The organism is Nocardia sp. NPDC051911 (assembly GCF_040681035.1).
GTDB lineage: Bacteria > Actinomycetota > Actinomycetes > Mycobacteriales > Mycobacteriaceae > Nocardia > Nocardia sichangensis.
In genome coordinates, this window is sequence record NZ_JBFAXY010000037.1 from 54,849 (window position 1) to 81,463 (window position 26,615).

The window sequence follows — 26,615 nt, forward strand, 5'->3', positions numbered from 1 at the left end:
TCATGGCGCGCTATCTGGCCCTGCGGGCACTGCAGGCGATCTGGGTGCTGTGGGCGGCGTTCACGCTGTCGTTCGTTGTGCTGTACCTGCTACCCGCCGACCCGATCTCGATCGCGGCCGACGGCGGCGGCGCAGGCACGCCGGTGGACAAGGCCGCCATCGCCGAGATGCAGGCCCGCTACGGGCTGGATCGGCCGCTGTGGGAACAGTATTCGACCGCGCTCGGGCACGCCGTGCGCGGCGACCTCGGGCATTCCATCGCGACCGGGCAGCCGGTCACCGGCGCGATCGGTGACGCGCTGCCCGCCACGCTCGAATTGACCGGCACCGCATTGCTCTTCGCGGTCGTCGGCGGCGTCGCGCTGGCGTTCGCGGCCACCCAGACCCGGCGGCCCTGGCTGCGCAACGCTTTGGCCGCGCTGCCGTCGCTCGGCGTCTCGGTGCCGACCTTCTGGACCGGACTGCTACTGCTGCAAGTGTTCTCGTTCCAATTGCGGCTGGCTCCGGCATTCGGCGGACACGGTTTCGCCGGCACGGTGCTGCCCGCACTCACCCTGGCCCTGCCGATCGGCGCGGTCATCGCACAAGTGCTCACCGCCGGGTTGGAGACGACCTGGCGTCAGCCGTTCGTCGACGTGGCCCTGGCCAAGGGTGGGTCGCGCTGGTGGGTGCGGCGCACGCACGTGCTGCGCCCGGCCAGTGTGCCCGCGTTCACCATCGCGGGGGTCCTGGTCGGCAACATGCTCGCCGGATCGGTGGTGGTGGAGACCGTCTTCGCCCGCCAAGGCGTCGGGCGGCTGACCCAGACCGCGGTGCTGGCGCAGGACATCCCCGTGGTGCAGGGCATCGTGCTGCTCACCTCAGTGGTGTTCGTCAGCGTGAATCTGGCGGTGGACCTGCTGTATCCGCTGCTCGACCCGCGCATCGCCGCCCGCTCTCGCGGTGTGCGCGGCGAGTCCGAGCAGACCGCCGCCGAGACCGCCGAGGAGGCGATCGTCCGTGCCTGACCACGCTCCCGTCATTCGTAACGCCGGGCTCCTGCTCGGCGCACCACTCGCCGAGGGGGTACGGACCCGTGGTTGACGTCACCGAGGAACAGCGCGCAGCGGTGCTGACCGGTCTGCGACGACCGGCCGTGCGGTGGAAGACTCTGCGCGGCAATGCCGGACTGCTGGTGGCGGGCGCCGTCGCGCTGCTCGCCGTGGGGTGGGCGCTGGCGCCGTCGGTCTTCGCCGGTGGCGACCCGCTGACCGGCGTGCCCGCGCAGAAGTTGCAGAGCCCGAGCGCTCGACACTGGTTCGGCACCGATAATCTCGGGCGCGATCTGTACACCCGGATGGTGCACGGCGCCGGGCTCTCGCTGACCGCCACCCTGGCCGCGGTGGGCATAGCGCTGGTCGCCGGGGCGCTGCTCGGGCTGTTGTCCGGCGCGGTCGGCGGCGTGGTGGACGCCATCGTCATGCGGCTGGTCGACGTGCTGCTGTCGGTGCCCTCGCTGCTGCTGTCGCTCGCGCTGGTCACCGCGCTCGGCTTCGGCACCCGCAACGTAGCGCTGGCGGTGGGCATTTCGCTGGTGGCCAATTTCGCCCGCGTGATGCGATCGGAAGTGCTGCGGGTGCGCCAGGCGGTGTACGTGGAGGCCGCCCACGCCGCGGGCGCACGCTGGTACACGGTGCTGGCCAGGCACGTGCTGCCCAATTCCATCCAGCCCGTACTCGCCTTGGCCGCGGTGGAATTCGGCATGGCGGTGCTGGCCGTGTCGGCGCTGAGCTTCCTCGGCTACGGCGCGAAGCCGCCCACGCCCGAGTGGGGCACGCTGATCTCCGAGGGCCGCAACTATCTCGCGACCGCGTGGTGGATGACCACCCTGCCCGGTCTCGTCATCATCGCCGTCGTGCTCGCCGCGCAGCGCCTCGGCCGCGCGATCGGGAAGGGAGAACGCGCGTGAGCGCCCCGGCATCTCCACTGCTGCACGTCGAGGACCTGCGGGTTCGTTACCGCTCGGACACCGGCCCGGTCACCGCGCTCGACGGTGTGTCACTCACCGTGGCCCGCGGCGAGGTGGTGGCGCTGGTCGGCGAGTCCGGTTCCGGCAAGTCCACGCTCGCCCACGCCGTGATCGGCCTGCTCGGCGCGAACGCCGAGATCGCGGGTGGCACCGTGACCTTCGACGGCGCCGTGGTCGACACCGGCTCCGAACGCGCGCTGCGGCGGCTGCGGGGAGCGCGCATCGGCTTCGTCCCGCAGGACCCCGGGCTGTCGCTGAATCCGGTCCGGCGAATCGGCGACCAAGTCGCCGAATCGCTGCTGGTACACGGACTGGCCGACCGCAAAGCGGCACGGGCGCGGGCGATCGAGCTGCTGACCGACGCCGGACTGGACCGGCCCGAACTACGGGCCACCCAGTACCCGCACGAGCTTTCCGGCGGGCAGCGCCAGCGGGTGCTGATCGCCTCGGCGCTGGCCTGCGCACCGGACCTGGTCATCGCCGACGAGCCGACCAGCGCGCTCGACGCGACCGTCGCGCGCCGGGTACTGGATCGGCTCGCCGAGCAGATCGCGGCGCGCGGCACGGCGGTGCTGCTGATCACCCACGATCTGGCCGTCGCCGCCGAACGCGCGGACCGCCTGGTCGTGCTCAACGGCGGCGAGGTGGTGGAAAGCGGCGCCACCGCCGAACTGCTGGCCACGCCGCACCACCCGTACACCAAGCGCCTGCTCGCCGCCTCACCCAGCCTCGCGCCCGCCGACGGCTACCGCGAGCCCAAGCCCAGGACGGGCGAGCCGCTACTGGTCTTGCGCGAGGTGCACAAGACCTTCCGGGCGCACGGGGGCGACAGCGTGACGGCGGTGGCCGGCGTCGGTTTCGAACTCGGTCGCGGCGAGACCCTCTCGCTGGTCGGCGAATCCGGATCGGGCAAGTCCACCACCGCGCGGATCGCGCTGCGGCTCACCGAACCCGACCGCGGCGAGGTCACCTTCGACGGGCAGTCGCTGTCGCGGGCCCGCGGGTCGCGGCTGCGCGCACTGCGCAAACGCTTCCAGGTGGTGTACCAGAACCCCTACGCCTCACTGGATCCGCGTTGGCGGGTCGGTGCGATCGTCGAGGAACCGTTGCGCGCGTTCGGCATCGGGAACCGCGCGCAGCGCCGCGACCGCGTGGCGGAACTGCTCGCGCAGGTCGCGCTCCCGCCCGGTTTCGCCCAGCGCAGGCCCGCCGAGTTGTCCGGGGGACAGCGTCAGCGCGTCGCCATCGCCCGGGCGCTGGCGCTGCATCCGGAACTGCTGGTGCTCGACGAACCGGTCTCCGCGCTGGACGCCTCGGTGCAGGCGCAGATTCTCGGATTGCTCGACCGGCTGCAGGCCGAGTTGTCGCTGAGCTACCTGTTCATCTCGCACGATCTGGCTGTGGTGCGCCGCATCAGCGATCACGTCGCGGTGCTGCGGCACGGCCGCATCGTCGAATCCGGCCGCACCGCCGAGATCTTCGGCGATCCGCGCCACGAGTACACCCGTGAACTGTTGTCGGCCATACCGGCGCCCGCCCTGGCGAAAGGCGCGTCCTGATGCCGAATCCGACCTACCGCCACAGCCGCGTGCTGAACCGGCGGCGCTGGGTTCCGTGCCGCAGCCGCCCGGAACCCGCCGTCTCGTCCTCCGCGATTACCCCTCCCCGCTCACCGGAGCCCACCACCGGCCACAAGCCGAGCACATGGTGGCACCGACCGAAAAGGATCGCCCTGATGGTGTACTCCGCCTTCAACCGGAAGCCCGACGCCGACGCCGAACCGGCCGCCGCGCCGGACGTTCCAGCCGACCCCGCCGCCTTCGAAGCCGACCCGGCCCGCTGGTGGCGCACCCGCCTGCGCGCCCCGCGCGCCGCCGAGATCTCCGGTAACGCGCGGGTCCACGCGGTCGCACCGGTCCGCGCCGAGCGGGACCGCCGCGTCGTCCGCTCCTCGCCCGGCATACGCGCCGCGCTGTGGCAGCAGGCGTTGTTCTCGGCCCCCGATGTCGCAGGAGCGGGCACGCACCCGGCGCTGCGGCAGCAGATCGACGCGGAGGGCACGGCCTGATGACGGATTCCGGCCTCTTCCTCGCCGTCGAGGCGGCGGGGACCGGCGCGCACCCCGCGTCCTGGCGGCGTGCCGACTCACGCGCCGAAGACCTGTTCACCGGGCGGTACTGGGTCGATCTGATCGTCGCGGCCGAGCGGGCGGGCGTCGACGCGGTGTTCCTGCCCGACTCGTTCGGCTTGCAGCCCGGCGGCCCCGGCGCCACCCGGGGCAGGCTCGACGCGGTCGCGATCGCCGCCCGCGTCGCCGCCGCCACTCACCGCGTCGGCCTGATCCCGCAGGCGCCGGTCACCCACACCGAGCCGTTCCATCTGGCGAAGGCGTTCCAGAGCCTGGATTTCGCCACGCTTGGCCGGGCGGGCTGGGAGGTCACCGTTTCCGAAGGAGACGAGCAGGCGCGGGCGTTCGGACGCAAACCGGCACAGGAGACGGCCGCGCTGTGGCACGAGGCCGACGAGGCGATCGATGTCGTCACCCGGCTGTGGGACAGCTGGGAGGACGACGCGGAGATCCGCGACGCCGCGACCGGCCGCTTCGTCGACCGGGACAAACTGCACTACATCGACTTCACCGGCGACAACTTCGCGGTGAAGGGGCCATCGATCACTCCGCGCTCGCCCCAGGGTCAGCCGATCGTCGCGGTGCGCGCAGACGGCGCGGCCGACACCGAGGTCGCGCTGCGCCGCGCCGACCTGATCCGGATCGACGCGGCGGATCTCGACGCGGCACGGACGCGGCGCACCGAAGTGCGTGCCGCGCTGACGGCCGCGGGACGCGACCCCGACAGCGTGCAGGTGCTGCTGGATCTGGACATCCATCTGGCGGACTCCCCGGACACGGCACGCGTGGATGTCCACACTCTGGACAGCTGGGCCGACCCGGTCCGCACCCCCGCGCCGACCGCCCTGCGCCACGTCGGGACCACCGCGACGCTGCGTGAACTGCTCGCGGACGTGGCCGCCGCCGAGGCCGCCGACGGCGTGGTCCTGCGCCCCCTCGCGCTTCCCGCCGCCGTGCGCCAGCTGCCCGCACTGGACCGGAAACCGCTGCCCGCGGGCACTTTACGCGCTCGCCTCGGCCTGCCCCGCCCGGCGAGCCGCTACGCCACCAGCACGGAAGGCACGCTGTCGTGACCGACAAGCCCCGCAAGCCCGTCCACCTCGCCGCCCACTTCCCCGGCGTGAACAACACCACCGTCTGGAGCGATCCCGAGTCGGGCAGCCAGATCGATTTCGCGTCGTTCGAGCATCTGGCGCGGACCGCCGAGCGCGGCCTGTTCGACTTCTTCTTCCTCGCCGAAGGACTGCGTCTGCGCGAACACCTCGGCCGCATCCACGATCTGGACGTCGTGGGCAGGCCGGACACCTTCACCGTGCTCAACGCGCTGGCCGGGGTGACCGAGAAGCTCGGCCTTGCCGGCACCATCAACAGCACCTACAACGAACCGTTCGAGCTGGCCAAGCAATTCGCCTCGCTCGACCACCTCTCCGGCGGGCGCGCGGCCTGGAACGTCGTGACCTCCTCCGACGCGTTCACCGGTGCGAACTTCCGGCGCGGCGGCTATCTCGAGCACGGGCAGCGCTACCGCCGCGCGGCCGAGACCGTCGAGGTGACCCGGGCGTTGTGGGACAGTTGGGCCGCGGACTACCTGGTCGTCGATCGGGAGGCCGGGGTGTTCGCCCGCGACATCCCGGAAACCCGGCATCGCGGAACGCAATTCGACATCGCCGCCCGATTCGTGCTCCCGCCGAGCCCGCAAGGCCACCCGGTGCTGCTGCAGGCGGGCGACTCCGACGACGGCCGGGAATTCGGCGCGGCCACGGCCGACGCGATCTTCACCGGCCACGGCACCCTGGCGGACGGGCAGCGCTTCTACGCCGACCTCAAGGGCCGCCTGGCCAAATACGGGCGCACCCCCGACGAGCTGAAGATCCTCCCGGCCGCCACCTTCGTCCTCGGAGACACCGAGGCCGAAGCCGAGGAGCGCGCCCGGCACATCCGCCTGCAGCAGGTCGGTCCGCAGACCGCGATCGCCTTCCTCGAGCAGGTCTGGGGCCGCGACCTCTCCGGCTACGACCCGGACGGCCCGCTGCCGGAGGTCGAGCCCGCCGACGACGTCACCGTCACCCGCGGCCGCGTACGGCACGCCAAGGACCCCCGGGCGGTCGCCGAGGCTTGGCGGGCCAAGGCGGAAGCGGGCGGGCTCAGCATCCGGGAGCTGATCATCGAGGTCACCGCGCGCCAGCAGTTCATCGGCACGCCCGCGTCGGTCGCCGAGCAGATCGACACCTATGTGCAATCCGACGCCGCCGACGGATTCATCCTGGTCCCGCACCTCACCCCGCACGGGCTCGACGAGTTCGTCGACCGGGTCGTCCCGGAACTCCAGGAGCGCGGCAGCTTCCGCACCGAGTACGCCGGAACCACCTTGCGCGACCACCTCGGCCTGCGCCATCCCCACCGTCGCACCACCGCCCACGAAGGAGCCATAGCGTCATGACCACCAGCATCACCAGCGTTTTCGAGACCGAGTGGGCGCGCTGGCACCACGCGCGCGAGGACCAGTTGCGCGACCCGCTCGGCTTTCTCAGCCTGACCGGGCTGCACTGGCTCACCGACCGCCCCGAGCGGCTGCCGGATGTCCCCGGCACCTGGTGGGTCACCGACGAGAAGGTGTTCATCACCGCCCAGCCCGCCGACCGGCTGGAGTATGACGGGCTCGGCATCGCCGGCGTGCAGATCGTCACCCCCGCCGAAGGCGCGCACGGACTGCACGTCCGGCAGGAGCGCCGGGTGCTCGAGGTGATCCGCCGCACAGGTCGCTACGCCGTCCGGGTGCACGACCCGGCCTCCCCCGCCCTGCTCACCTTCGAGGGCATCCCGTCGTATCGACCCGATCCACGCTGGGTGCTCTCCGGGCGGTTCACCCCGTTCGAGGAACAGCGGACCGTGGTCACCGGCGCGGTGATCGAGGGACTCGAACACCACCACAACGCCGCGGGCACCATCGAATTCCGCATCGGCGAGGTGACCGAGCGGGTCGTCGCGTTCGGCGACCGGAACGACCTGCGCGTGCTGTTCACCGACGCGACCAGCGGTGTGACGACCTACCCGGCCGCACGGTCACTGACCGTGGGCGCACCGGAGGCGGACGGCACGGTGGTGCTGGACTTCAACCGCGCGGCGAATCTGCCGTGCGCGTTCACCGATTTCGCGACCTGCCCGGTGGCGCCCGCGCAGAACCGGCTGCGCGTGGCCATCGAAGCGGGCGAGCAGGATCCGCGGCAGGGGCGTGCGGCATGAGCGGGTCCGTTCCCCTATCGATCCTGGACCTGTCCCCGATCAGCGCGGGCTCCACCGCGCAGCAGGCGCTGCGCAACACCGTCGATCTGGCCCAGCACGCCGAACAGTGGGGCTACCACCGGTACTGGCTGGCCGAGCACCACTTCGTCAGGGTGGCCAGTTCCTCCTCGATCACCCTGATCGGCTTGGTCGCCGCGGCCACCAAGCGCATCCGCGTGGGTTCGGCGGCCGTGCAGGTAGGTCATCACACCTCGGCCTCGATCGTGGAGGCGTTCGGCACGATCGACGCGCTGTACCCGGGCCGGCTCGACCTGGGGCTGGGCCGGTCGGGTCATCGGCGCAGCCAGTTCGGGGCCGAAGCCGGGCGCAACAAGGGCGGTAAACCGGTGGTCGACGCGGTGACCGGGCGCACCGAGATCCGCGACGGCGTGGTCGTTCCGCCGCCGTTCGACCCGGGCCGCATCCTGGACCGGTCGAAATTCATCGCCTCGGTGGGCGCGTTGCAGCAGCGCGGCGCGGAGCCGCTGGATTTCGCCGAGCAGATCGGCGAGGTGCGCGCCCTGTTGGCCGGTAGTTTCGTCAGCCCGGAAGGCGTTGCGCTGCACGCTGTTCCCGGTGAGAACGCACAGGTACGGCTGTGGCTGTTCGGCAGTACCGGCGGCGAGAGCGCGGAGCTGGCCGGGCGGCTGGGGCTGCCGTTCGCCGCGGCCTATCACGTCTCGCCGGGCACCGCGCTGGACGCGATCGAGGCGTATCGCGCGGCGTTCCGCCCGTCCGCCGACTCGGCCGAGCCGTACGTGGTGATCTCCGCGGACGTGGTCGTGGCCGAGGACGACGCGACCGCACAGCGGCTGGCCGCCAGTTACGGTCACTGGGTGCACAGCATCCGCAGCGGGGCGGGAGCGGCCGACTATCCCGATCCGGCGACCATCGCGCCGCTCACCGCGGAGCAGCGGCGTCTGGTCGACGACCGCCTTGCCACCCAGTTCGTGGGATCACCCGGCACGGTCGCGGAACGGCTCGCCGCGCTGCAACGCGTCAGCGGGGCGGACGAGTTGCTCGTCACCACGATCACTCATCAGCACGCCGATCGCCTGGAATCGTATCGGCTGCTCGCCGAGGCATGGGGACTGCGCGCGGCTCGCGCCGCCTGACCAGGGCCCTGCCGGTGCGTCCTCGTGCGCACCGGCAGACTCCGGGATCATCTCGCCCGGGTTCCGTCGATCGGCGTCCGGCTGGCCGCACCGGCACCGGCACCGCGCGCTACCGCTGAACGCCGACTCGGCTCGACGCGTGTTCCGGATACTCACCAGACCGGTGATCGCCGACTCGGCTCGGCCGCACCGGCACCGGAGCACCGCCCGCTACCACTGAACGCCGATTCGGCCCGACGCGTGTTCCGGACACTCGCCCGACCGGTGATCGCCCACTCGGCTCGACGCGCACGTTCCGGACGACCGCCCGACCGGTGATCGGCCGTTCGACTCGACACGCATTCCGGACGACCACCCGTACGCGCACCGCTGAACACCGCCGGCTCGACGCGCCGTGATCAGAGGACCCCGTGCGCGGTCAGGCGCTGACCGGAGTAGCCGTGACGCCGTAACCGAGGTTGGTCAGTACCTCACTGGTCGCCTTGGCGAAATTGAGCGTGATGAAATGCAGGCAGGGCGCGCCCTCGTCGATCAGCCGCTGGGCGATCTCGGTGGCGATCTCGATGCCCGCCGCGCGCACCGCCGCGGCGTTCTCCTCACCGTCGTCGCCCGCCGCCTTGCGCAGCCGGTTCAGCACGGCGGCGGGCAGCGGCCTGCCACACAGCTCCTCGGCGCGCTGCACCGTGCGCAGCGACGTGATGGGCATCAGCTCCGGAATGATCGGCTTCGCGCCCTCGATCGGGTCGAGCGCGACGAGGCGATCGCGCAGACGCAGATAGTGCTCGACGTCGAAGAACATCTGGGTGATCGAATACTCCGCTCCCGCACGCAGTTTCGCGGCCAGGAACGCGGTGTCGGTCGCCAGGTCCGGCGAGCGGTGGTGGCCCTGCGGGAAGGAGGCCACGCCGACGTGGAAATCGCCGAGGTCGCGCACGATGCGCACCAGCTCCTCGGCGTAGGAGACGCCGTCGGGATGCTTGTGCCACTCGCCGAGGGGGTCACCGGGCGGGTCGCCGCGCAGCACCAGGATGTTGCGGATGCCCGAGTCGGCGTACGCGCCGACCAGCGAGCGCAGCTCCGCGACGCTGTGCTCCACCGCGGTCAGGTGCGCGACCGGCAGCAGCGTCGTCTCCTGCGCCAGCTGCCCGGTCACGCGGACAGTGCGGTCGCGAGTGGAACCGCCCGCGCCGTAGGTCATCGATACGAACGCGGGGTGCATGCACTCGAACTGCCGGACGGCGCGCCACAGCCGCGCTTCGGCGGCGGCGTCGCGCGGCGGATTGAACTCCACGGAGAACGGCACCGCGTGCCCCGCGTGCGCCCGCAGACTCTCCACGACCGACGGTGTGGCGGAGACGTTCGGGTGCGTCCGGGACGCCCGGCCAGGGGTCGAGCCGCCCCGCACGTTGTCGAAAGTCACCGGTTCAGTGTAGAGGTGGCCGGTGGCGGCCCTGTCGGGTCGCTCGGACCCTCCGCGTATTCTTCGCATCGGGCGAGTTGTTCGCCACGCCGAGCGACACGCGCGACCGCCCCTCGCTCGGCCCCGAATCATCCGCAGCGCCCGGGCACCCTCCGCGACCCCGTGCGTCCACCATCCGCACGACCTTGGAGGCTCCTCTGTCCGCCGCAACCGGTACTCAGACGCCGCGCCCAGCGGTGCCGCAGCCGGGCACCCCCGCCTTCGTCACCGCCGTGGAAGACGCCCTGACCCATTTCTTCGCCACCCGCCGCTCGACGACCGAGCGCCTCGGGCCGGTCTTCGTCGAGGCCACCGACGCACTCGAGCAGTTCGTGCTCCGCGGCGGGAAACGCACCCGGCCGGCGTTCGCGTGGACCGGCTGGCTCGGAGCGGGCGGCGATCCGCACGCCCCCGACGCCGCCGCGGTGCTCACCGCGTGCTCCGCGCTCGAGCTCGTCCAGGCGTGCGCGCTGGTCCACGACGACATCATCGACTCCTCCCGCACCCGCCGCCGATTCCCCACCGTGCACGTCGACTTCGAGCAGCGCCACCGCGACCGCGGATGGTCCGGCGACTCGGCGCACTTCGGCGCCAGCGTGGCCATCCTGATCGGAGATCTGGCGCTGTCCTGGGCCGATGACATGGTGCACGCGTCCGGCCTCGCCCCCGCGGCCATCGCCCGGTTCGCGCCGGTGTGGGCCGACATGCGCACCGAGGTGCTCGGCGGCCAGCTGCTCGACATCAGCGGCGAGGCGGGCGGCGACGAATCGGTCGAGGCCGCGCTGCGGATCAACCGCTACAAGACCGCCGCCTACACCGTCGAACGCCCGCTGCATCTCGGCGCCGCGATCGCCGCCGCTGGTCAGGAGCTGATCGAGGCCTACCGCGAGTTCGGCACCGCGATCGGGATCGCCTTCCAGCTGCGCGACGACCTGCTCGGCGTGTTCGGCGATCCGGCGGTCACCGGCAAGCCCTCCGGCGACGACCTGCGCGAGGGCAAGCGCACCGTGCTGCTGGCCGAAGCGCTGCGACGCGCCGACGACGCCGATCCCGCCGCGGCCGCGCTGCTGCGCTCGAGCATCGGCACCGACCTGAGCGCGGAGCAGGTGCAGCGGCTGCGCGCTCTGCTGGTCGAACTCGGCGCGGTCGACGAAGTGGAGCGCCGCATCACCGAACTCACCGACACCGGCCTGGCGGCCATCGAGGCCAGCTCGGCGACGCCCGCGGCCAAGGAACGGCTGCGCGCCATGGCGCTGGCCGCCACCAAGCGTGCCGCGTGAGCGCCACGGCGAGGAGACTCCGATGAGAACCGTTGCGGGACCGACCGATCGCGTCGTGGTGGTCGGTGCGGGACTGGCCGGGCTTTCGGCCGCCCTGTATCTGACCGGTGCGGGTCGCACGGTGACGCTGCTCGAGCGGGCCGACCACCCCGGTGGCCGGGTCGGACGCTACCGGGGCGCCGACTACGACATCGATTCCGGCGCCACCGTCCTCACGCTGCCCGAACTGATCACCGACGCGCTCGCCGCCGTCGGCCGCGCCCCGGAGACCTGCGTGCCCCCGCTGCGCATCCACCGGCTGGCTCCTGGCTATCACGCCCGGTTCGCCGACGGCGCCGAGATCAGGGTCTTCGCCGATCCGGACGCGATGGCCGCGGAAGTCGAGCGGGCCTGCGGCCCGGCCGAGGCACGGGGATACCGGCGGCTGCGCGCCTGGCTGGCGCGGATCTACGCGGCCGAGTTCACCGAGTTCATGGACACCAACTTCGACTCGCCGCTGGATATGGTGCGCGTCCCCGAGAAGCGCCGCGCCCTGGCCGAATTGGTGCGACTCGGCGGCTTCGGCAGGCTCGGTCCCCGGGTGCGCGGGTTCCTGCGGGACCCGCGCCTGGCGCGACTGTTCACCTTCCAGGCGCTCTACGCGGGCATGCCGCCCGCGCGGGCGCTCGCCGTGTACGGCGCGATCCCGCACATGGACACCTCGCTCGGCGTGTATTTCCCCGAGGGCGGGATGCGGGCGATCGCCGCTGCGCTGGCGCAGGCGTTCACCGAGGCGGGCGGCACGCTGGAACTGAACGCCGAAGTGGTCGGGATCGACTACGCGGACCGCCGCGCCCGGCGCGCTCGCACCGCCGACGGGCGTTCGTTCGACTGTGACGCGCTGGTGCTCACCGCAGATCTCGGCTCGCTCGACCGGCTCGGCGTGCGGCCCCGGCGCGGGCTGCGCGCTTCGCCGTCGGCGGTCGTCGCGCACGGCACCGTCCCCGCCGCCGTCGCGGCGGACTGGCCGGTGCAGGCCCACCACACCATCGAGTTCGGGCAGGCCTGGGATCGAACATTCGCCGAGATCACGGCCCGCCGGGGCCACGGCAGGCTGATGAGCGACCCCTCGCTGCTGCTGACCCGGCCCGCGCTGACCGATCCGAGCCTGTTCATCGAACGCGCAGACGGACGTCACGAGCCGTTCTCCCTGCTGGCGCCGTGCCCGAATCTTTCGGCGGCGCCGCTGGACTGGCCGCGTCTCGGCCCCGCCTATCTCCGCGAGCTGCTCGCCGTGCTGGAAGCGCGCGGTTATCGGGGCATCGCCGAGCATTTCGCCGTCGACCGGCTCGACACACCGCGGACGTGGCTCGACCGCGGCATGCTCGCGGGCACACCGTTCTCCGCCGCTCACCTCTTCCGCCAGACCGGTCCCTTCAGGCCGAGCAATTTCCCGCGTTCCAGCGACAATGTGGTTATCGCTGGTTGCGGCACCACTCCTGGTGTGGGCGTGCCGACCGCCCTGCTCTCCGGAAAACTGGCGGCAAACCGTATTGCCCGCGCGATCGCGCCCACTTCGCCTGGAACCCCGCGCACCAGCCGGATAGTGTTCGAGGCGACGCCGTAAACTAAGCGCCGACCTATTCGCTCGCGGTTGCGACCGCCGACCATTCGGGGGGACCGACACCAGATGGCATCCCCCGAAACGCGCACCGCAGAGGCCGCCTCCGCCGGTGACGTCCGCTCCTCGTCGCCCGCCTCCGCAGGTCGCGAATCGGCCACCCCTCGCGGTGTCCTGTGGTGGGTCCGCACCTCCGCCGACTTCGCCAGAAGCCCCGAGGGCCATGCCGCACTGCTCGGCTTCTTCGGCGCGATCATGATCATGTTCGGCGGGTTCGGCGCGGGCAGCGTCCGCAAGCGGGACCCGCTGCTCGAAGCCATGCACCTGTCCTGGCTGCGGTTCGGCCACGGCTACGCGCTGTCGACCATCTGCATCTGGATCGGCGTGCTGCTCATGATCACCGCGTGGGTGCGGCTCGGGCGCGCCACGATCGGCACGGGCGACCGGACCGACGCCGAGGTGACGCTGAACGAGTTGCGCGCCATCGTCGGCATCTGGATCGCGCCGCTGCTGTTCGCCGTGCCGATGTTCAGCCGCGACGCCTACTCCTACCTCGCACAGGGCGCGCTGCTGCGCGACGGCTTCGACCCATACCAGGTCGGTCCGGTGGCGAATCCCGGTGTGCTGCTGGACAACGTGAGCCCCGTGTGGACCACCACCACCGCGCCGTACGGCCCGGTGTTCCTGCTGCTCGGGCGCGCGATCACCGCCGTGACCGGCGACAACGTGGTGGCGGGCACCATCGCGATGCGGCTGGTCATGCTGCCCGGCCTGGCGCTGATGATGTGGGCGGTGCCGTATCTGACCAAGCACCTCGGCGGCAAGCCGACCGTCGCGCTGTGGCTGGCGGTGCTCAACCCGCTGGTACTCATCCACCTGATCGGCGGCGTGCACAACGAGATGCTGATGGTCGGCCTGATGTGCGCGGGTATCGCGCTGGTGCTGGAGCGCCACCATGTTGCGGGCATCGTCGTCGTCGCCATCGGCGTGGCCATCAAGGCCACCGCGGGTGTGGCGCTGCCGTTCCTGGTCTGGATCTGGATGTTGCACGAACGCGAACGCCGCGCCGCGCAGCGGGTCGGGCGCGACCCGGCGCACCTGCCCGCCAGTGAGCAACCCGGCGACGCCGCGGAGCCCACCGAGGACATGCCGCATCCCGCACTCATGTTCGGCAAGATCGCGGGGCTCGGTCTGAGCGTGTTCGCGGTCGTCTTCGTCGCCGCCTCGGCCATCGCGGGCGTCGGCATCGGCTGGCTGACGGCGTTGTCCGGGTCCAAGAAGATCATCAACTGGCTGTCGCTGCCGACCGTGATGGCGCACGCGGTCACCTGGATCACCCCGCTGCGGCTGGAATCGGTGCTCGAGGTGACCCGCGCGATGTGCGCGCTGGCCCTGGTCGCGGTGCTCGCGTGGACCTGGTGGCGGTTCCGGCACAGCGAGCGGGAGGCGGTGCTCGGCATCCTCATCGCGTTTGTCGCGATCGTCATCCTGTCGCCCGCCGCACTGCCCTGGTACTACTCGTGGCCGCTGGCGCTGGCCGCCGGGTTCGCGCTGTCCACCACGACGCTGATGGCGCTGGTCGGCTTGTGCACCTGGCTCATGCTGGTCTTCCAGCCGGACGGTTCGATCGGCCTGTACAACTTCTGGCATGTCGTCGCCGCCACCTTCGCCGCGGTCGTGGCGGCGCTGTCGCTGCGCACGGTGGACCCGCTGCGCCTGCGCGCCACGCCGCCGGGCGATGTCGCGGCCACGCCCGGCGAGGCCACCGCTTCGCGCGCCGCCACACCATGACCGAGGACCGCCTACCGGGTTCCGCGCTGCTGCCGCTCGCCTACCGCGAGTGCAGGCAGATCGCGGCCACCCATGGCCGCACCTATTTCCTGGCCACCCGGCTGCTGTCGGCCGAACGACGACCCGCCGTGCACGCGCTGTACGCGTTCGCGCGCATGGTGGACGACGTCGTCGACCGGGCGGGCCGTCCCGCCGCGGCACACGATCGCGACCCGGCCGCGGAACTCGATCTGATCGAACGGGACCTGCGGGCCGCACTGGAATCGCGCCCCGGCAGCGCGAGCGCGGCACCGCACGCTTCTTCCGCCGACCGGCAGAACGACCGGAGCTGGGAATCGGGTCCGCGGCCGCGCGCCCTCGTCCTGGCGGCGGTCACCCACACCATCCACCGTTATGACATTGCCGCGCAGCACTTCTGGACGTTCCTGGATTCCATGCGAATGGACGCGCCGGGCGCCCCGGCGTTCCGTAATCGCTACGCCACCATGGCGCAGCTGCGCGAATACATGCGCGGCTCGGCGGCCGCGATCGGCTTGCAGCTGCTGCCGGTGCTCGGCACGGTCGTCCCGGTGTCCGCGGCCGAGCCCGCCGCCGCCGCGCTGGGCGAGGCGTTCCAGCTGACCAACTTCCTGCGCGACGTCGCGGAGGATCTCGACCGCGACCGCGTCTACCTACCCGCCGACGCCCTCGCCGCGTTCGGCGTCGACGACGCCCTGCTGTTCGAATGTCGCCGCACCGGCCGGACCGATCCGCGCGTCCGACGTGCCCTCGCCCATCTCATCGCGGTCAACCGCGACCTCTACCGCCGCGCCGAACCCGGCATCGACCTGCTCGAACCGCGAGTACGCCCCGCCATCCGCACCGCGGCCACCCTCTACTCGGACATCCTGCACCACATCGAGCGCAGCGACTACGCCGTCTTCGGCCACCGCGCGGTAGTCCCCCGCCACCACCGCCTCCGCATAGCCGCCACCGAATTCACCACCGCCACACTCCGTGGCCGCCTCACCCGCTGACCACGGCCCCGATTCTTTCGGCACTGGTCCGATTGCAGCTTCACGATCCATCCCTCCTCCGAGCGACGGCCCGGACAAGACGCCACCATCAGCGCCCCGCCACCGCCAACGAGGCCTCGCCCTGTCCAACGTAAGAGCACCAGCCCAACCTCCGAGCGCGGCCGAACCGACACGCCGCGCCGCGGTGCCCCCAGCGAGGACCTCCAGGCCGCTCGGCAACCGCGAAACCCCTGGTAGCGACGTCACCACCCGACACAACCACACACACCTCGACCACAGGATCCGAGCGACGCGACACCGAGCACCACCACGCAAGCTCAATAGAACAGGCACAGCAGCCGCACCGATGCCACCCCCACGGAAATCAGCCCTGCGACAACCGCGAAACCCCTGGTAGCGAGGTCACCACCCGACGCACACCAGCTCAACCACAGGATTCGAGCGCAGCGGGACCGAGCATGCGCCGCGCAAGCCCGGTAGAACCGGCACAACAGGGGCAGCAATCCCACCAGCGCGGACCTCGGGCCCGCGGCAACAGCGAAACCCCTGGTAGCGAGGTCACACCGGACGCAAGCACACCACCTCGACCACAGGTTTCGAGCGAAGCGAGACCGAGCCTGTTCCGTTCGCGGCCCGCGAGCCACAAGAGGGCCGCGAACACGCCGCGCCCGCGCGGCCAAAAACTCAGAACGGATCCGCGGCGGCCCGGCGCAGGACTTCGCGGGCAAGGGGCCCGTGCAGGGCGTCGACCGGCTTGCCGGGCAGGGTGTCGTCGTCGGTGAAGATCCACTCCAGGATCTCCTCGTCGGTGTACTTGGCGTCGCGCATCACGGTGATCAGGCCGGGCAGCGGCTTCACGACCGCGCCGGTGTCGTCGAAGAACCGCTCGGGGACACCCGCCACGCCTTCTCTGCGGACGGCGATCAATTGATGGTCGCGCAACATCTGGTGCACCCGGGTTACCACAAGCCCGAGTCGCTCGGCCACCTCCGGCAGCGACACCAGGGTCACCGACTGCGGAAGGACGTCGTCACTGCAGGGAAATGCACTCACCCGGACAACGGTAGACGGTCGCGCGCCGCACGTCGTGAGACACCCGGGGTGGTGCGAGTCGATACCATCGTGGGGGCCGCACGGAGCGGCTGACTTTGTGAAAGCCGGAGGACTTCTCTTGATCGGCCAGATGCTGGAAGGGCGCTATCGGATCGATGCGCCGATCGCCCGCGGCGGAATGTCGATGGTCTTCCGCGGGGTCGACACCCGCCTGGACCGGCCGGTCGCCATCAAGGTGATGGATCCGAAGTTCGCGGGCGACCCCCAGTTCCTGTCCCGATTCGAGTTCGAGGCGCGCGCGGTCGCCAAACTCAAGCATCCTTCTCTGGTCGCGGTGTACGACCAGGGCATCGACGGCGATCACCCCTTCCTGATCATGGAGCTGGTCGAGGGCGGCACGCTGCGCGAGTTGCTGCGCGAACGCGGCCCGATGCCGCCGCACGCCGTGCGCGCTGTCGCCGAACCCGTACTCGCGGCCATCGGCGTCGCGCACTCCGCGGGACTGGTGCACCGCGACATCAAGCCGGAGAACGTGTTGATCTCCGACGCGGGCGAGGTGAAGATCGCCGATTTCGGTCTGGTGCGCGCGGTGGCGGCGGCGAACACCACATCGGCGAGCGTCATCCTCGGCACCGCCGCCTACCTGTCGCCCGAGCAGGTCACCAGCGGTTCCGCCGACTCGCGCAGCGACGTCTACTCCTTCGGCGTGCTGATCTTCGAGTTGCTCACCGGCCGGGTTCCGTTCACCGGCGACACGTCGATCTCGGTGGCCTATCAACGCATCGAGAACGATGTGCCGAGTCCGAGCGCTTTCATCTCCGGGGTACCGCCCGAGTTCGACGAACTGGTCGCCAAGGCGACCGCGCGCGAACCCGCGCACCGGTTCGCGGACGCGAACGAGATGGCGGCCGCGCTGCGGCTGATCGGCGCCGAGCTGCGGCTACCCGCCTATCGGGTGCCCGCGCCGCAGGACTCCGCCGAGCATCTCAGCGCCGGCTACCGAGCCGTGCAGCCGGATCGCGACGACCAGCCCGGCTTCGCCGGGGCGTCTGCCCACCCGCCGCAGCCGGTGCAGCACACCAGAGTGGTCACCGCCCAGCGGCCCCGCATCGACCACGACGCGCCGGATGCCTACGACCGGCCGCAACCGGTGCGCCAAGCGCATCCGGCGGCGCCGTATCCGCCGTATTCCGACGACATCAACCGCTCGCGGCGCACGGTCTGGGTGTGGGTGGCCATCGTCGCGGTTCTTACACTGCTGGTCGGCATCGGCGGCTGGTGGCTCGGTGTCGGCCGCTATTCGGCGGTGCCACCCATCGCGGGGCTGGACACCGACAAGGCGGTCGCCACCCTGCAGAATGCCGGCTTCGAGACCGAGATCCGCCAGAAGGCGTCGGACGCGATCCCGGTCGGCGGCGTGGTCGGCAGCGACCCTTCGGCCGGATCCAAGATCACCAAAGGGTCGACGGTCGCCGTCCTGGTCTCCAACGGCAAGCCGAAGGTGCCGGACGTCAAAGCGGGTGACCAGGTGTCGAAGGTCAACCAGTTGATCCGGGACAACGGCCTGCAACCGGTCGACGCGGGCGAGGTGTCCAATACCGCGCCCAAGGGGACGGTCGCCCGGGTGGAACCGAACCCGGGGACCGTGCTGCCTCTCGGCGCGCAGGTGAAGGTATACCGCAGCAAGGGTTCCCAGCCGGTGAAGGTTCCCGACGTCCGCGGCAAGTCGACCGACGAAGCCACCAAGATCCTCACCGCCGCCGGCATCGCGGTGCGTGAGACCAAACCTCAGTTCGACCGCAGCGTCGAGGCGGACAAGGCCATCGGCACCCAGCCGGGCGCGGGCGCAACCATCCAATCGGGCGACGGCGTCGTCCTGCTGATCTCCAACGCTTTGAAGATGCCCGACGTCCGCGGGTGGACCGTGGCCAACGCCCGCGCCAAGCTGGAGAGTCTCGGTTTGCGGGTCGAGGTGAAGCAGTTGGCGCGCGCGGACAGCTCCCTGGTGGTCTCACAGACTCCGGCCATCGGGGTCAACCTGGAGGCCGGCGACACGGTCACCATCGTGGCCCTTCCCTAGCGGAAAGCGCACCGGCCGCGGGTCAGGGAAGACCGCGCGGCCGGGGATCGGACCTCAGCGCAGCATTTCGGCGACGAGGAACGCCAACTCCAGCGACTGCTGAGTGTTCAGCCTGGGGTCGCAGGCGGTCTCGTAGCGGCCGGACAGATCGAGGTCGGAGATGTCCTGGGCGCCGCCGAGGCATTCGGTGACGTCCTCTCCGGTGAGTTCGATGTGCATGCCGCCGGGATGCGTGCCGAGCGCGTGGTGCACCTCGAAGAAGCCCTGCACCTCGTCGACGATGCGGTCGAAGTGGCGGGTCTTGAAGCCGGTGGACGACTCGTGGGTGTTGCCGTGCATCGGGTCGCACTGCCAGATCACCTGGTGACCGGTGGCCTGCACCTTCTCGATGATCGGCGGCAGCACGTCGCGGACCTTGCTGTGGCCCATGCGGGACACGATGGTCAGCCGGCCCGGCTCGTTGTTCGGGTCGAGCCGCTCGACGTACTCCACGGCCTGCTCGGGCGTGGTGGACGGGCCGATCTTCAGGCCGATCGGGTTGGCCAGCAGTTCCGCGAACGCGATGTGCGCGCCGTCGAGCTGGCGGGTGCGCTCGCCGATCCAGAGGAAGTGCGCCGACAGGTTGTAGAGCACCGGCTCGCCGATCGCGTTCTCGCTCAGGCGCAGCATGGCGCGCTCGTAGTCCAGCACGAGCGCTTCGTGGCTGGCGTAGATGCGGGCCGACTTCAGGCTCGGGTCGTTCACCCGGCACGCGGTCATGAACCTCAAGCCGCGGTCGATCTCCTCGGCCAGCGCCTCGTAGCGCGCGCCAGCGGGCGATTTGGCCACGAAGTCGCGGTTCCAGTCGTGCACCTTGTGCAGGTCGGCCATGCCCGCGCCGGTCAGCGCGCGCACCAGGTTCATTGCCGCACTCGCGTTGGCGTAGGCCCGGACCAGGCGCGACGGGTCGTGCTCGCGCAGCGCGGCGTCGGCGACCAGCGAGTTCACCATGTCGCCGCGGTAGGACTTGAGCCCGCGCGAATCGGTGTCCGAGGAGCGCGGTTTGGCGTACTGGCCCGCGATCCGCGCGACCTTCACCACCGGCAGGCTCGCGCCGTAGGTGAGCACCACCGCCATTTGCAGAAGAGTACGAATATTGCCGCGAATGTGCGGCTCGGTGTTGTCGGCGAAGGTCTCCGCGCAGTCGCCGCCTTGCAGGAGGAACGCTTCACCGCGGGCCACCTCGGCCAGCTGGCCACGCAGCTCCTCCACCTCGGCGGGCACGCAAATCGGCGGGACGCTCTCCAGCACTGTGCGCATGTTGGCCGCCTGCTCCGGATCCCAGGACGGCTGCTGCAGCGCGGGCCGCGCCAGCGCGTCGTCCAACCGCCTGCGCAGCTCGGTGGGCAGCGGCGGCAGTTCCGGCAGGCGATCGATGGGTACGTCGACGGTCCAGTTCACGAGTTCAGAATACGGACCGCACGCCCCGTGGGGACACCCAGTCCCAGGGCTGGAATCGCTCCACCCAGGGTGAATGTGTTCTGCCCAGCGGGTGCCGCCGCGGAGCAAGACCGTGTGGTTCGATTTGTCGTCTTCAGCGCCATCGCGGAATTCGAGGATTTTCGGTTGCCCGACTTGATACCGGCGATATGACGAAAATCCATTTCCGAAGGATTCTTCTATCCAGTTTCCAGGGCAGGATTCTCTCCTTGCCACACGGCCCTCGCGCTCGTACCCTCCGTGCACGACCTTCTACACTGCATACGAGAACACCAGCCATTCCGCACCCAATTGCTGCCGAAATCCCTGCCAGCGCAGATATCAGAGAGGCACAGTGCTTGAGATATTTTTATGACTGCGAATTCATCGAGGACGGAGTGACCATCGATCTGGTCTCCATCGGCGTCGTCTGCGAGGACGGCCGGGAGTACTACGCGGTGTCCACCGAATTCGATGCCGAACGTGCGGGGCCCTGGGTGCGCAAATTCGTACTGCCGCAGCTGCCTTCGCCCTCCTCTCCGCTGTGGCGCAGCCGCGACCGGATCCGCGACGAGCTGTACGCGTTCCTGGTGCCGCGGCCGACCGTGCAGCCGGAGTTGTGGGCCTGGGTGTCCGCCTACGATCACGTCGCCCTGTGCCAGTTGTGGGGCTCGATGGTCGATCTGCCCAACGCGCTGCCGCGCTACACCAACGAATTGCGCCAGCACTGGGAGTCGCACGGCCGTCCCGAACTTCCGCCGATCCCGCCGGACGCGCACGACGCGCTCGCCGACGCCCGGCACAACCTCGCCAAATTCGAGGCAATCGAGGCCGCACGCCGCGCGGCGCCACGCCTCTGACATAGGCGGCATAGACGCGAAAAGGCCCCGAGTCGTATTCGACTCGGGGCCTTTCCGTGGCCGGGGCGTCAGTGGCCGTGCTTGCCGTTCGCCGCCTCCTGCGCCTGCTGCAGCACCTTCAGCTGCTTGTGCTCTTCGGCGTGCTCGATCTCGAAGTGCCGATCGCTCTCCTCCTGCGGATCCGCGCGCAGGAAGCTGCCGGTGCCGGGCTTGCCTGCCGAACCCAGCTTGCTCATCTTCTTCGGCACGGGCGCGCCCTGGTACTCCAGCGGGATCGGGTGGCCGTGGTCGTCGACCGGGCCGAGCGGCTGGTGCACCTCGATGTACTCGCCGTGCGGCAGGCGCTTGATCACACCGGTCTCGATACCGTGCTCGAGCACCGCCCGGTCGCTGCGCTGCAGGCCGAGGCAGAACCGGTAGGTGAGGTAGTACGCCACCGGCGGGGCGACGAGCAGGCCGATGCGGCCGATCCAGGTGGTCGCATTCAGCGAGATGTCGAACTTCAGCGCGAGGATGTCGTTGACGCACGACAGCGTGAGCACCACATAGAACGCGATGGCCATCGCGCCGATCGCGGTCCGGACCGGGACGTCACGCGGACGCTGCAACAGGTTGTGATGCGCGGTGTTGTCGCCGGTGAGCCGCTTCTCGATCCACGGGTAGGCGATCAGCACCGTGAACACCAGGCCCATGATCAGCGCGACCCAGAAGACGGCGGGCACGGTGTAACGGCCCAGGTACAGCTCCCACGGCGGCATCAATCGCGCCATGCCGTCGGTCCACATCATGTAGAAGTCCGGCTGCGAACCCGCCGACACCTGCGACGGGTTGTACGGACCCAGGTTCCAGATCGGGTTGATCTGGAACACGCCACCCATGATGCCCACGATGCCGAGGGTGAAGGCGAAGAACGCGCCCTGGTCGGCGGCGAACACCGGCACGATCCGGGCGCCCACCACGTTGTTCTCCGTGCGGCCGGGCCCGGGGAACTGGGTGTGCTTCTGGTACCACACCAGCGCTACGTGCGCGGCGATCAACGCCAGGATGATGCCGGGGAACAGCAGCACGTGCGCGATGTAGAGCCGCGGAATGATGATCTCGCCGGGGAAGTCACCGCCGAAGATCAGCCAGTGCATCCAGGTACCGACGATCGGGATGCTCATGGTGATACCGCCGAACGCGGCCCGCAGGCCGGTGCCGGAGAGCAGGTCGTCGGGCAGCGAGTAACCGAAGAAGCCCTCGAACATCGCCAGGATCAGCAGCAGCGAGCCGATCACCCAGTTCGCCTCACGCGGCTTGCGGAACGCGCCGGTGAAGAAGATACGGAACAGGTGGATGATGATCGACGCCGCGAACAGCAGGGCCGCCCAGTGGTGGACCTGCCGGACGAACAGACCGCCGCGGACCTCGAAGGTGATGTTCAGCGCGGTCTCGTAGGCGCGCGACATGGTCACGCCGCGCAGCGGCTGGTAGGCGCCGTTGTAGACGACCTCGCTCATCGAGGGATCGAAGAACAGTGTCAGGTAGACGCCCGACAGCAGCAGGATGATGAAGCTGTAGAGCGCGATCTCGCCGAGCAGGAACGACCAATGCGTCGGGAAGACCTTGTTGATCGACCGCTTCATGAACGCGGCGGCGCGGTAGCGCTCGTCCGCCTCGCTGGCTTGGGCTGCGACTGAAGGACTCATGAACGGCGCTCCCAGTAGGCCGGGCCGAGCGGCTCGATGAAGTCGCCGTTGGCGACCAGGAAGCCCTCAGCGTTGACGGTGATCGGCAGCTGCGGCAGCGCGCGAGCGGCGGGACCGAAGACCGGCTTGCCCCACTCGGTCGCGGAGAACTGCGACTGGTGGCAGGGGCAAAGGATCCGGTTGGTCTGCTGCTCGAACAGCGAGGTCGGGCAGCCGAGGTGGGTGCAGATCTTCGAGTAGGCGAAGTAGTCGCCGTAGTTGAAGCTCTCCTGACCCTTGCGCTTGATCGCCTTCTGCGCGTCCTCGGTACGCAGGCGGATCAGCATGACGGCGTTGCGGATGCCGCGCAGCGACTGCAGGGTCGCGTGCTCGTCACCGCGCCACTTCTCCTTCCACGGGAACACCGTCTCCATGGCGCCCGCGTCCAGGTCCTCCGGACGCACCAGCACCACGTCCTCCGGGCGACCGGTGTCGCGGCGGATGTAGATGGTCTCGCCCGGGTAGTCCGGGGTCCAGCCGGAGACCCACAGCGGCGACTTGTCGCCCTTGGCCCACGGGTTCTTGATCAGACCGCCGACGAACACCAGCAGCGCGCCGACGCCGAGTACACCGACGCCCGCGCCCGCGGTGCGGGTGATCATCTTGCGGCGGCCGAGCGTGGAGGTGTCCAGCGCGTCCTGCAGCTCGGCGACCAGGGTGCGGCGCTCGACCTCCGGCGACGGACCGTCGTGCCGCTCCTGGATGGAGAGTTCGGCGGGGATGAACAGCTTGCGGATCAGCACCACCGCGACGCCGATGACCAGCACCGAGATGCCGAAGGTCAGGCCGACCAGCGGGGTGAACAGCGAGTAGAGCCCGTGGCCCTCCTCGTCCTTGGCCTTGAACTCCCACGGCCAGAACAGGAACACACCGACCAGCGCCGCGGCCGCGATGCCGGACACGGCGAACCAGAAGGTGACCGCGCGCTCGGCGCGCTTCTCCGCCCGGGTCCCGGGGATCGGGAAGCGCTCGCGGCGGTAGGCGACGTCGACGCCGTCGCGCTCGGTACCGAGCTTGACCAGCTCGTCACGCGACATCTTGTCGAGGTCCGCCTCGGTGGGCTCCGCCGGGTTGGCGTTCACCGACTGCTCCTTCGACAGATGCGCGTCGTGGCCCTCATCCGGCCGACCCATGTCGTCTCGCTCCTTCTCGCTATTGCTCATGACCTGGATCCGATCCACATCGCGGCGCCGACGACGAGCGTGATGCCGACCACCCAGATGGCGAGGCCCTCGGTCGCGGGACCGAACCCGCCGAGATCCCAGCCGCCCGGGCTGTGCTCCTCGGTCGCGTTCTTGACGTAGGCGATGATGTCGCGCTTCTCCTCCGCGCTCAGCTGGCGATCGGAGAACTTCGGCATGTTCTGCGGGCCGGTGATCATCGCGGCGTAGATCTGCTGCTCGCTCGCCGGCTCCAGCGGCGGCGCGAACTTACCGGAGGACAGCGCGCCGCCGCGTCCGGTGAAGTTGTGGCAGGACGCGCAGTTCATGCGGAACAGCTCCGAGCCGCGGGCGATGTCGTCGCCGCGCATCGACTCCTGGGCGACCTCGCCGTTGGCGTCGCGGACCACGGTCGGACCGCCGCCGTGGGCAGCCACGAACGCGCTCAGCGCGTCGGTCTGGTGGGCGTCGAACTTCGGCGGCTTGCGCTGCGCCTGGGCCTCGTTACGGGCCATCGGCATGCGGCCGGAGGACACCTGGAAGTAGACCGCGGCCTCGCCGACGCCGATCAGGCTGGGACCACGGTCGGCCACACCCTGCAGGTTCGCGCCGTGGCAGGTGATGCAGGACGTGTCGTAGAGCTGCTCGCCCTCGCGGATGAGCGCGGACTGGTCCTCGTGCGCGGTGGCCCGCTGCGGGTCCGGCGTGAGGGCCGATGCCAGGAAGCCTGCTCCGACGAGGCCCACCAGCAGCGCAAGTCCGCCCGCGATGCGACGGCGAACGCGCCGCTGCCTGCGCGTCTTGCTGGCCTGGCCGTTCCCGGGGCTGGCGGGCTCTGGCGCTGACGGGGGAGATGAACTCATCTGTGTCCCTTTGGAGTAGACGGAACCGACTTGTGCGAAAGATCTCGGGTCGCGCCGCGCCCGCCGAGGCGGCGCGGCGACCACGATCAGCGGACGAAGTAGATCGTGGCGAACAACCCGATCCACACGATGTCGACGAAGTGCCAGTAGTAGGAGACGACGATCGCGGCGGTGGCCTGCGCGGGGGTGAACTTGCTGACCTTGGTGCGCATGAGCAGGAACACGAACGCGATCAGACCGCCGATGACGTGCAGACCGTGGAAGCCGGTGGTGATGAAGAACACCGAGCCGTAGGAGCTGCTGGAGATCGTGGTGCCCTCGTGCGCGAGGTTCATGTACTCGTAGCCTTGGCCGCCGACGAAGAACGCGCCCATGATCAGAGTGATGACGTACCAGCGGCGCAGGCCGAACACGTCGCCCTTCTCCGCGGCGAACACGCCCATCTGGCAGGTGAACGACGACGCGACCAGCACGGTCGTGACCGGCACTGCGAGCTTCAGGTTCAGCTCGGTCGGCTCCGGCGGCCAGTTACCGTGCGCCTGGGCGCGGGCGACGAAGTACATCGCGAACAGGCCGGCGAAGAACATCAGCTCGCTCGACAGCCAGATGATGGTACCGACGCTGACCATGTTGGGCCGGTTCAGCGAATGCACACGCTGGGTAATGGCCGATCCTGGGGTCCCTACTGCGGTCGTCACGGGGGTAAGTATGACTCGTCGTAGTACGACGGCAGTAGCCGGGTACGAAACTCGTTCCTCCGTGTCGGAAAACGCAGGGAGAGCGGGCTCTCGACCAGGCAGGGCCGGTACGAGCCGGATGCGCGAACCGGGAACGAGTCGCACGCGCGGACGAACGCCCGGCCAGCATGACAGGCGAGGGTAAGGAGAAGCTGAGATGAAGGTGAAGGCGACGCCGGGACTGTGGCGACGACTGTTCCGGCGGGACCGGGACACCGCTCTCGACCCGGACCGGGCGGACCTGGTCGTGGTCGCGTCGAGCTTCGACGACGCGGAGGCGTGTTCGGCCGCGCTGGCGCGCGCGACGGGGCTGGCACCGGATGCTCCCGCCGTGCTGCGGCATCACCTGCGCATCCCGCCCCGGCACGTACAGGCCGTCTGCGCGATCGCCGCGCAGGACGGCTACTCCCCCGCACCGCAGGTGAGCGGCCCGGGCACCGACGAGTTCGAGCCGCTGATCCTGCGGCGCGTGCAACTGCTCGACGCCCTGCACTGCTCCCAGGAGCGCTCCCGCATGGTCGGTCTCGCCCAACGCCACGACGGCCACGCCGACGGCTGGGACGCCCTGCAACCGAGCCCGCAGCCGTAACAGCCCCGCCGACCCGGGTTCCCCGACGACTCCGGCAGCGACAACTCGCGCGTGTGACGAAGCCGTGGCCGAGCGAACACAACTCCCGAACCGCGCGCCCGCCCGACTTCGACCACCAACGCGCCCGGCGCACCCCAACCACGTCTTTCGAGCGAAGCGAGACCGAGCATCCGCCGTTCGCGAGCCACAAAGGGGGCGACAACTCACGCGCGACGAAGCCGTGGCCGAGCCAGCACAACTCCCGAACCGCGCGCCCCGCCCCGGCCTCGACCACCAACGCGCCCAGCGCACCCCAACCACGTCTTTCGAGCGAAGCGAGACCGAGCCTGTTCCGTTCGCGGCCCGGCTCGCGTTTGCGCGGCCGCCGCGTACGCGACGAAGGAGCAAGCGGCGGTCGCGCAAACGCGAG

Annotated in this window: 22 protein-coding genes; 15 read left to right on the forward strand and 7 right to left on the reverse strand. The window is 70.2% G+C overall.

All coding sequences use genetic code 11. The annotated features are described in order from the left end of the window. The first annotated feature begins 2 nt into the window (after positions 1-2). The 8 genes from AB0L97_RS32590 (at position 3) to AB0L97_RS32625 (ending at position 8,533) form a co-directional block, all read left to right on the forward strand. Positions 3-1,007 (forward strand): ABC transporter permease, encoded by a 1,005-nt coding sequence (locus AB0L97_RS32590; RefSeq protein WP_364437172.1) that lies wholly within the window; start codon positions 3-5, stop codon positions 1,005-1,007. Positions 1,008-1,108: 101 nt separating this feature from the next. Continuing rightward, the gene (locus AB0L97_RS32595; RefSeq protein WP_364437234.1) at positions 1,109-1,948 is read left to right on the forward strand and encodes an ABC transporter permease; all 840 of its coding nucleotides are present in this window, start codon (positions 1,109-1,111) and stop codon (positions 1,946-1,948) included. Further along, positions 1,945-3,567 (forward strand): ABC transporter ATP-binding protein, encoded by a 1,623-nt coding sequence (locus AB0L97_RS32600; RefSeq protein WP_364437175.1) that lies wholly within the window; start codon positions 1,945-1,947, stop codon positions 3,565-3,567. The genes AB0L97_RS32595 and AB0L97_RS32600 overlap by 4 nt, the downstream gene beginning before the upstream one ends. A 176-nt stretch (positions 3,568-3,743) precedes the next feature. Then, positions 3,744-4,076 carry a hypothetical protein gene (locus tag AB0L97_RS32605; protein ID WP_355079607.1) on the forward strand — a complete coding sequence of 111 codons (333 nt, stop codon included), beginning with the start codon at positions 3,744-3,746 and terminating at the stop codon, positions 4,074-4,076. Beyond that, positions 4,076-5,209, forward strand: coding sequence for an LLM class flavin-dependent oxidoreductase (locus AB0L97_RS32610; RefSeq protein WP_364437178.1), 1,134 nt, complete (start codon positions 4,076-4,078; stop codon positions 5,207-5,209). Before AB0L97_RS32605 ends, AB0L97_RS32610 begins: the two co-directional genes overlap by 1 nt. Continuing rightward, positions 5,206-6,576, forward strand: a complete 1,371-nt coding sequence (locus AB0L97_RS32615; RefSeq protein ID WP_364437181.1) for an NtaA/DmoA family FMN-dependent monooxygenase — start codon at positions 5,206-5,208, stop codon at positions 6,574-6,576. Before AB0L97_RS32610 ends, AB0L97_RS32615 begins: the two co-directional genes overlap by 4 nt. Next, positions 6,573-7,379, forward strand: a complete 807-nt coding sequence (locus AB0L97_RS32620; protein WP_364437184.1) for a DUF1684 domain-containing protein — start codon at positions 6,573-6,575, stop codon at positions 7,377-7,379. Before AB0L97_RS32615 ends, AB0L97_RS32620 begins: the two co-directional genes overlap by 4 nt. After that, on the forward strand, positions 7,376-8,533 hold the full coding sequence (locus AB0L97_RS32625; protein ID WP_355079600.1) for an LLM class flavin-dependent oxidoreductase: 1,158 nt from the start codon (positions 7,376-7,378) through the stop codon (positions 8,531-8,533). Before AB0L97_RS32620 ends, AB0L97_RS32625 begins: the two co-directional genes overlap by 4 nt. Before the next feature lie 418 nt (positions 8,534-8,951). Here AB0L97_RS32625 and AB0L97_RS32630 read toward each other — a convergent pair whose 3' ends face one another. Then, positions 8,952-9,953: a methylenetetrahydrofolate reductase gene (locus AB0L97_RS32630; RefSeq protein WP_364437188.1), complete on the reverse strand. Its 1,002-nt coding sequence runs from the start codon at positions 9,951-9,953 to the stop codon at positions 8,952-8,954. A 236-nt stretch (positions 9,954-10,189) separates the two neighbouring features. On the opposite strand from AB0L97_RS32630, the gene AB0L97_RS32635 reads away from it, so the two are divergent. From AB0L97_RS32635 to AB0L97_RS32650, 4 genes are all read left to right on the forward strand, one after another. Further along, positions 10,190-11,272, forward strand: coding sequence for a polyprenyl synthetase family protein (locus AB0L97_RS32635; RefSeq protein WP_355079689.1), 1,083 nt, complete (start codon positions 10,190-10,192; stop codon positions 11,270-11,272). A gap of 22 nt (positions 11,273-11,294) precedes the next feature. After that, complete coding sequence (gene crtI / locus AB0L97_RS32640) at positions 11,295-12,878, forward strand: phytoene desaturase family protein (protein WP_364437191.1); 1,584 nt, start codon at positions 11,295-11,297, stop codon at positions 12,876-12,878. A gap of 63 nt (positions 12,879-12,941) precedes the next feature. Further along, the gene (locus tag AB0L97_RS32645; protein WP_355079595.1) at positions 12,942-14,663 is read left to right on the forward strand and encodes an alpha-(1->6)-mannopyranosyltransferase A; all 1,722 of its coding nucleotides are present in this window, start codon (positions 12,942-12,944) and stop codon (positions 14,661-14,663) included. Next, positions 14,660-15,679: a phytoene/squalene synthase family protein gene (locus AB0L97_RS32650; RefSeq protein ID WP_355079593.1), complete on the forward strand. Its 1,020-nt coding sequence runs from the start codon at positions 14,660-14,662 to the stop codon at positions 15,677-15,679. The genes AB0L97_RS32645 and AB0L97_RS32650 overlap by 4 nt, the downstream gene beginning before the upstream one ends. 684 nt (positions 15,680-16,363) lie before the next feature. On the opposite strand, the gene AB0L97_RS32655 is transcribed toward AB0L97_RS32650, so the two are convergent. Beyond that, positions 16,364-16,732 (reverse strand): Rv2175c family DNA-binding protein, encoded by a 369-nt coding sequence (locus AB0L97_RS32655; protein WP_355079591.1) that lies wholly within the window; start codon positions 16,730-16,732, stop codon positions 16,364-16,366. A 118-nt stretch (positions 16,733-16,850) separates the two neighbouring features. Here AB0L97_RS32655 and pknB point away from each other — a divergent pair, with 118 nt between their 5' ends. Then, a complete protein-coding gene (pknB, locus tag AB0L97_RS32660) occupies positions 16,851-18,812 on the forward strand; it encodes a Stk1 family PASTA domain-containing Ser/Thr kinase (protein ID WP_364437197.1) in 1,962 nt (653 codons plus the stop codon). Positions 18,813-18,866: 54 nt separating this feature from the next. Here the strand turns inward: pknB and AB0L97_RS32665 are convergent, their stop codons facing one another. Continuing rightward, complete coding sequence (locus tag AB0L97_RS32665; RefSeq protein WP_355079587.1) at positions 18,867-20,252, reverse strand: class II 3-deoxy-7-phosphoheptulonate synthase; 1,386 nt, start codon at positions 20,250-20,252, stop codon at positions 18,867-18,869. Positions 20,253-20,629: 377 nt separating this feature from the next. Here AB0L97_RS32665 and AB0L97_RS32670 point away from each other — a divergent pair, with 377 nt between their 5' ends. Beyond that, the gene (locus tag AB0L97_RS32670; protein ID WP_355079585.1) at positions 20,630-21,130 is read left to right on the forward strand and encodes a polyadenylate-specific 3'-exoribonuclease AS; all 501 of its coding nucleotides are present in this window, start codon (positions 20,630-20,632) and stop codon (positions 21,128-21,130) included. A 68-nt stretch (positions 21,131-21,198) separates the two neighbouring features. Here the strand turns inward: AB0L97_RS32670 and AB0L97_RS32675 are convergent, their stop codons facing one another. The 4 genes from AB0L97_RS32675 to AB0L97_RS32690 all read right to left on the reverse strand — a co-directional run bounded on the left by AB0L97_RS32675 (position 21,199) and on the right by AB0L97_RS32690 (position 25,578). Then, complete coding sequence (locus tag AB0L97_RS32675) at positions 21,199-22,818, reverse strand: ubiquinol-cytochrome c reductase cytochrome b subunit (RefSeq protein WP_364437202.1); 1,620 nt, start codon at positions 22,816-22,818, stop codon at positions 21,199-21,201. Then, positions 22,815-23,990 carry a ubiquinol-cytochrome c reductase iron-sulfur subunit gene (locus AB0L97_RS32680; protein WP_355079687.1) on the reverse strand — a complete coding sequence of 392 codons (1,176 nt, stop codon included), beginning with the start codon at positions 23,988-23,990 and terminating at the stop codon, positions 22,815-22,817. The genes AB0L97_RS32675 and AB0L97_RS32680 overlap by 4 nt, the downstream gene beginning before the upstream one ends. A gap of 26 nt (positions 23,991-24,016) precedes the next feature. Next, positions 24,017-24,880 carry a cytochrome c gene (locus tag AB0L97_RS32685; RefSeq protein ID WP_355079581.1) on the reverse strand — a complete coding sequence of 288 codons (864 nt, stop codon included), beginning with the start codon at positions 24,878-24,880 and terminating at the stop codon, positions 24,017-24,019. A gap of 86 nt (positions 24,881-24,966) precedes the next feature. After that, positions 24,967-25,578, reverse strand: coding sequence for a heme-copper oxidase subunit III (locus AB0L97_RS32690; RefSeq protein WP_039797061.1), 612 nt, complete (start codon positions 25,576-25,578; stop codon positions 24,967-24,969). A gap of 196 nt (positions 25,579-25,774) precedes the next feature. Between AB0L97_RS32690 and AB0L97_RS32695 the strand changes: the two genes are divergently transcribed. Next, the gene (locus tag AB0L97_RS32695) at positions 25,775-26,206 is read left to right on the forward strand and encodes a hypothetical protein (protein WP_364437207.1); all 432 of its coding nucleotides are present in this window, start codon (positions 25,775-25,777) and stop codon (positions 26,204-26,206) included. The last annotated feature ends 409 nt before the right edge of the window (positions 26,207-26,615 follow it).

Excerpts from the sequence above, each read along its gene's own strand:
- AB0L97_RS32590 (WP_364437172.1), top strand. The coding sequence starts at position 3 with ATGGCGCGCTATCTGGCCCTGCGGGCACTGCAGGCGATCTGGGTGCTG.
- AB0L97_RS32605 (WP_355079607.1), top strand. The coding sequence starts at position 3,744 with ATGGTGTACTCCGCCTTCAACCGGAAGCCCGACGCCGACGCCGAACCG.
- AB0L97_RS32610 (WP_364437178.1), top strand. The coding sequence starts at position 4,076 with ATGACGGATTCCGGCCTCTTCCTCGCCGTCGAGGCGGCGGGGACCGGC.
- AB0L97_RS32620 (WP_364437184.1), top strand. The coding sequence starts at position 6,573 with ATGACCACCAGCATCACCAGCGTTTTCGAGACCGAGTGGGCGCGCTGG.
- AB0L97_RS32625 (WP_355079600.1), top strand. The coding sequence starts at position 7,376 with ATGAGCGGGTCCGTTCCCCTATCGATCCTGGACCTGTCCCCGATCAGC.
- crtI (WP_364437191.1), top strand. The coding sequence starts at position 11,295 with ATGAGAACCGTTGCGGGACCGACCGATCGCGTCGTGGTGGTCGGTGCG.
- AB0L97_RS32645 (WP_355079595.1), top strand. The coding sequence starts at position 12,942 with ATGGCATCCCCCGAAACGCGCACCGCAGAGGCCGCCTCCGCCGGTGAC.
- AB0L97_RS32650 (WP_355079593.1), top strand. The coding sequence starts at position 14,660 with ATGACCGAGGACCGCCTACCGGGTTCCGCGCTGCTGCCGCTCGCCTAC.
- AB0L97_RS32675 (WP_364437202.1), bottom strand. The coding sequence starts at position 22,818 with ATGAGTCCTTCAGTCGCAGCCCAAGCCAGCGAGGCGGACGAGCGCTAC.
- AB0L97_RS32680 (WP_355079687.1), bottom strand. The coding sequence starts at position 23,990 with ATGGGTCGGCCGGATGAGGGCCACGACGCGCATCTGTCGAAGGAGCAG.
- AB0L97_RS32685 (WP_355079581.1), bottom strand. The coding sequence starts at position 24,880 with ATGAGTTCATCTCCCCCGTCAGCGCCAGAGCCCGCCAGCCCCGGGAAC.
- AB0L97_RS32695 (WP_364437207.1), top strand. The coding sequence starts at position 25,775 with ATGAAGGTGAAGGCGACGCCGGGACTGTGGCGACGACTGTTCCGGCGG.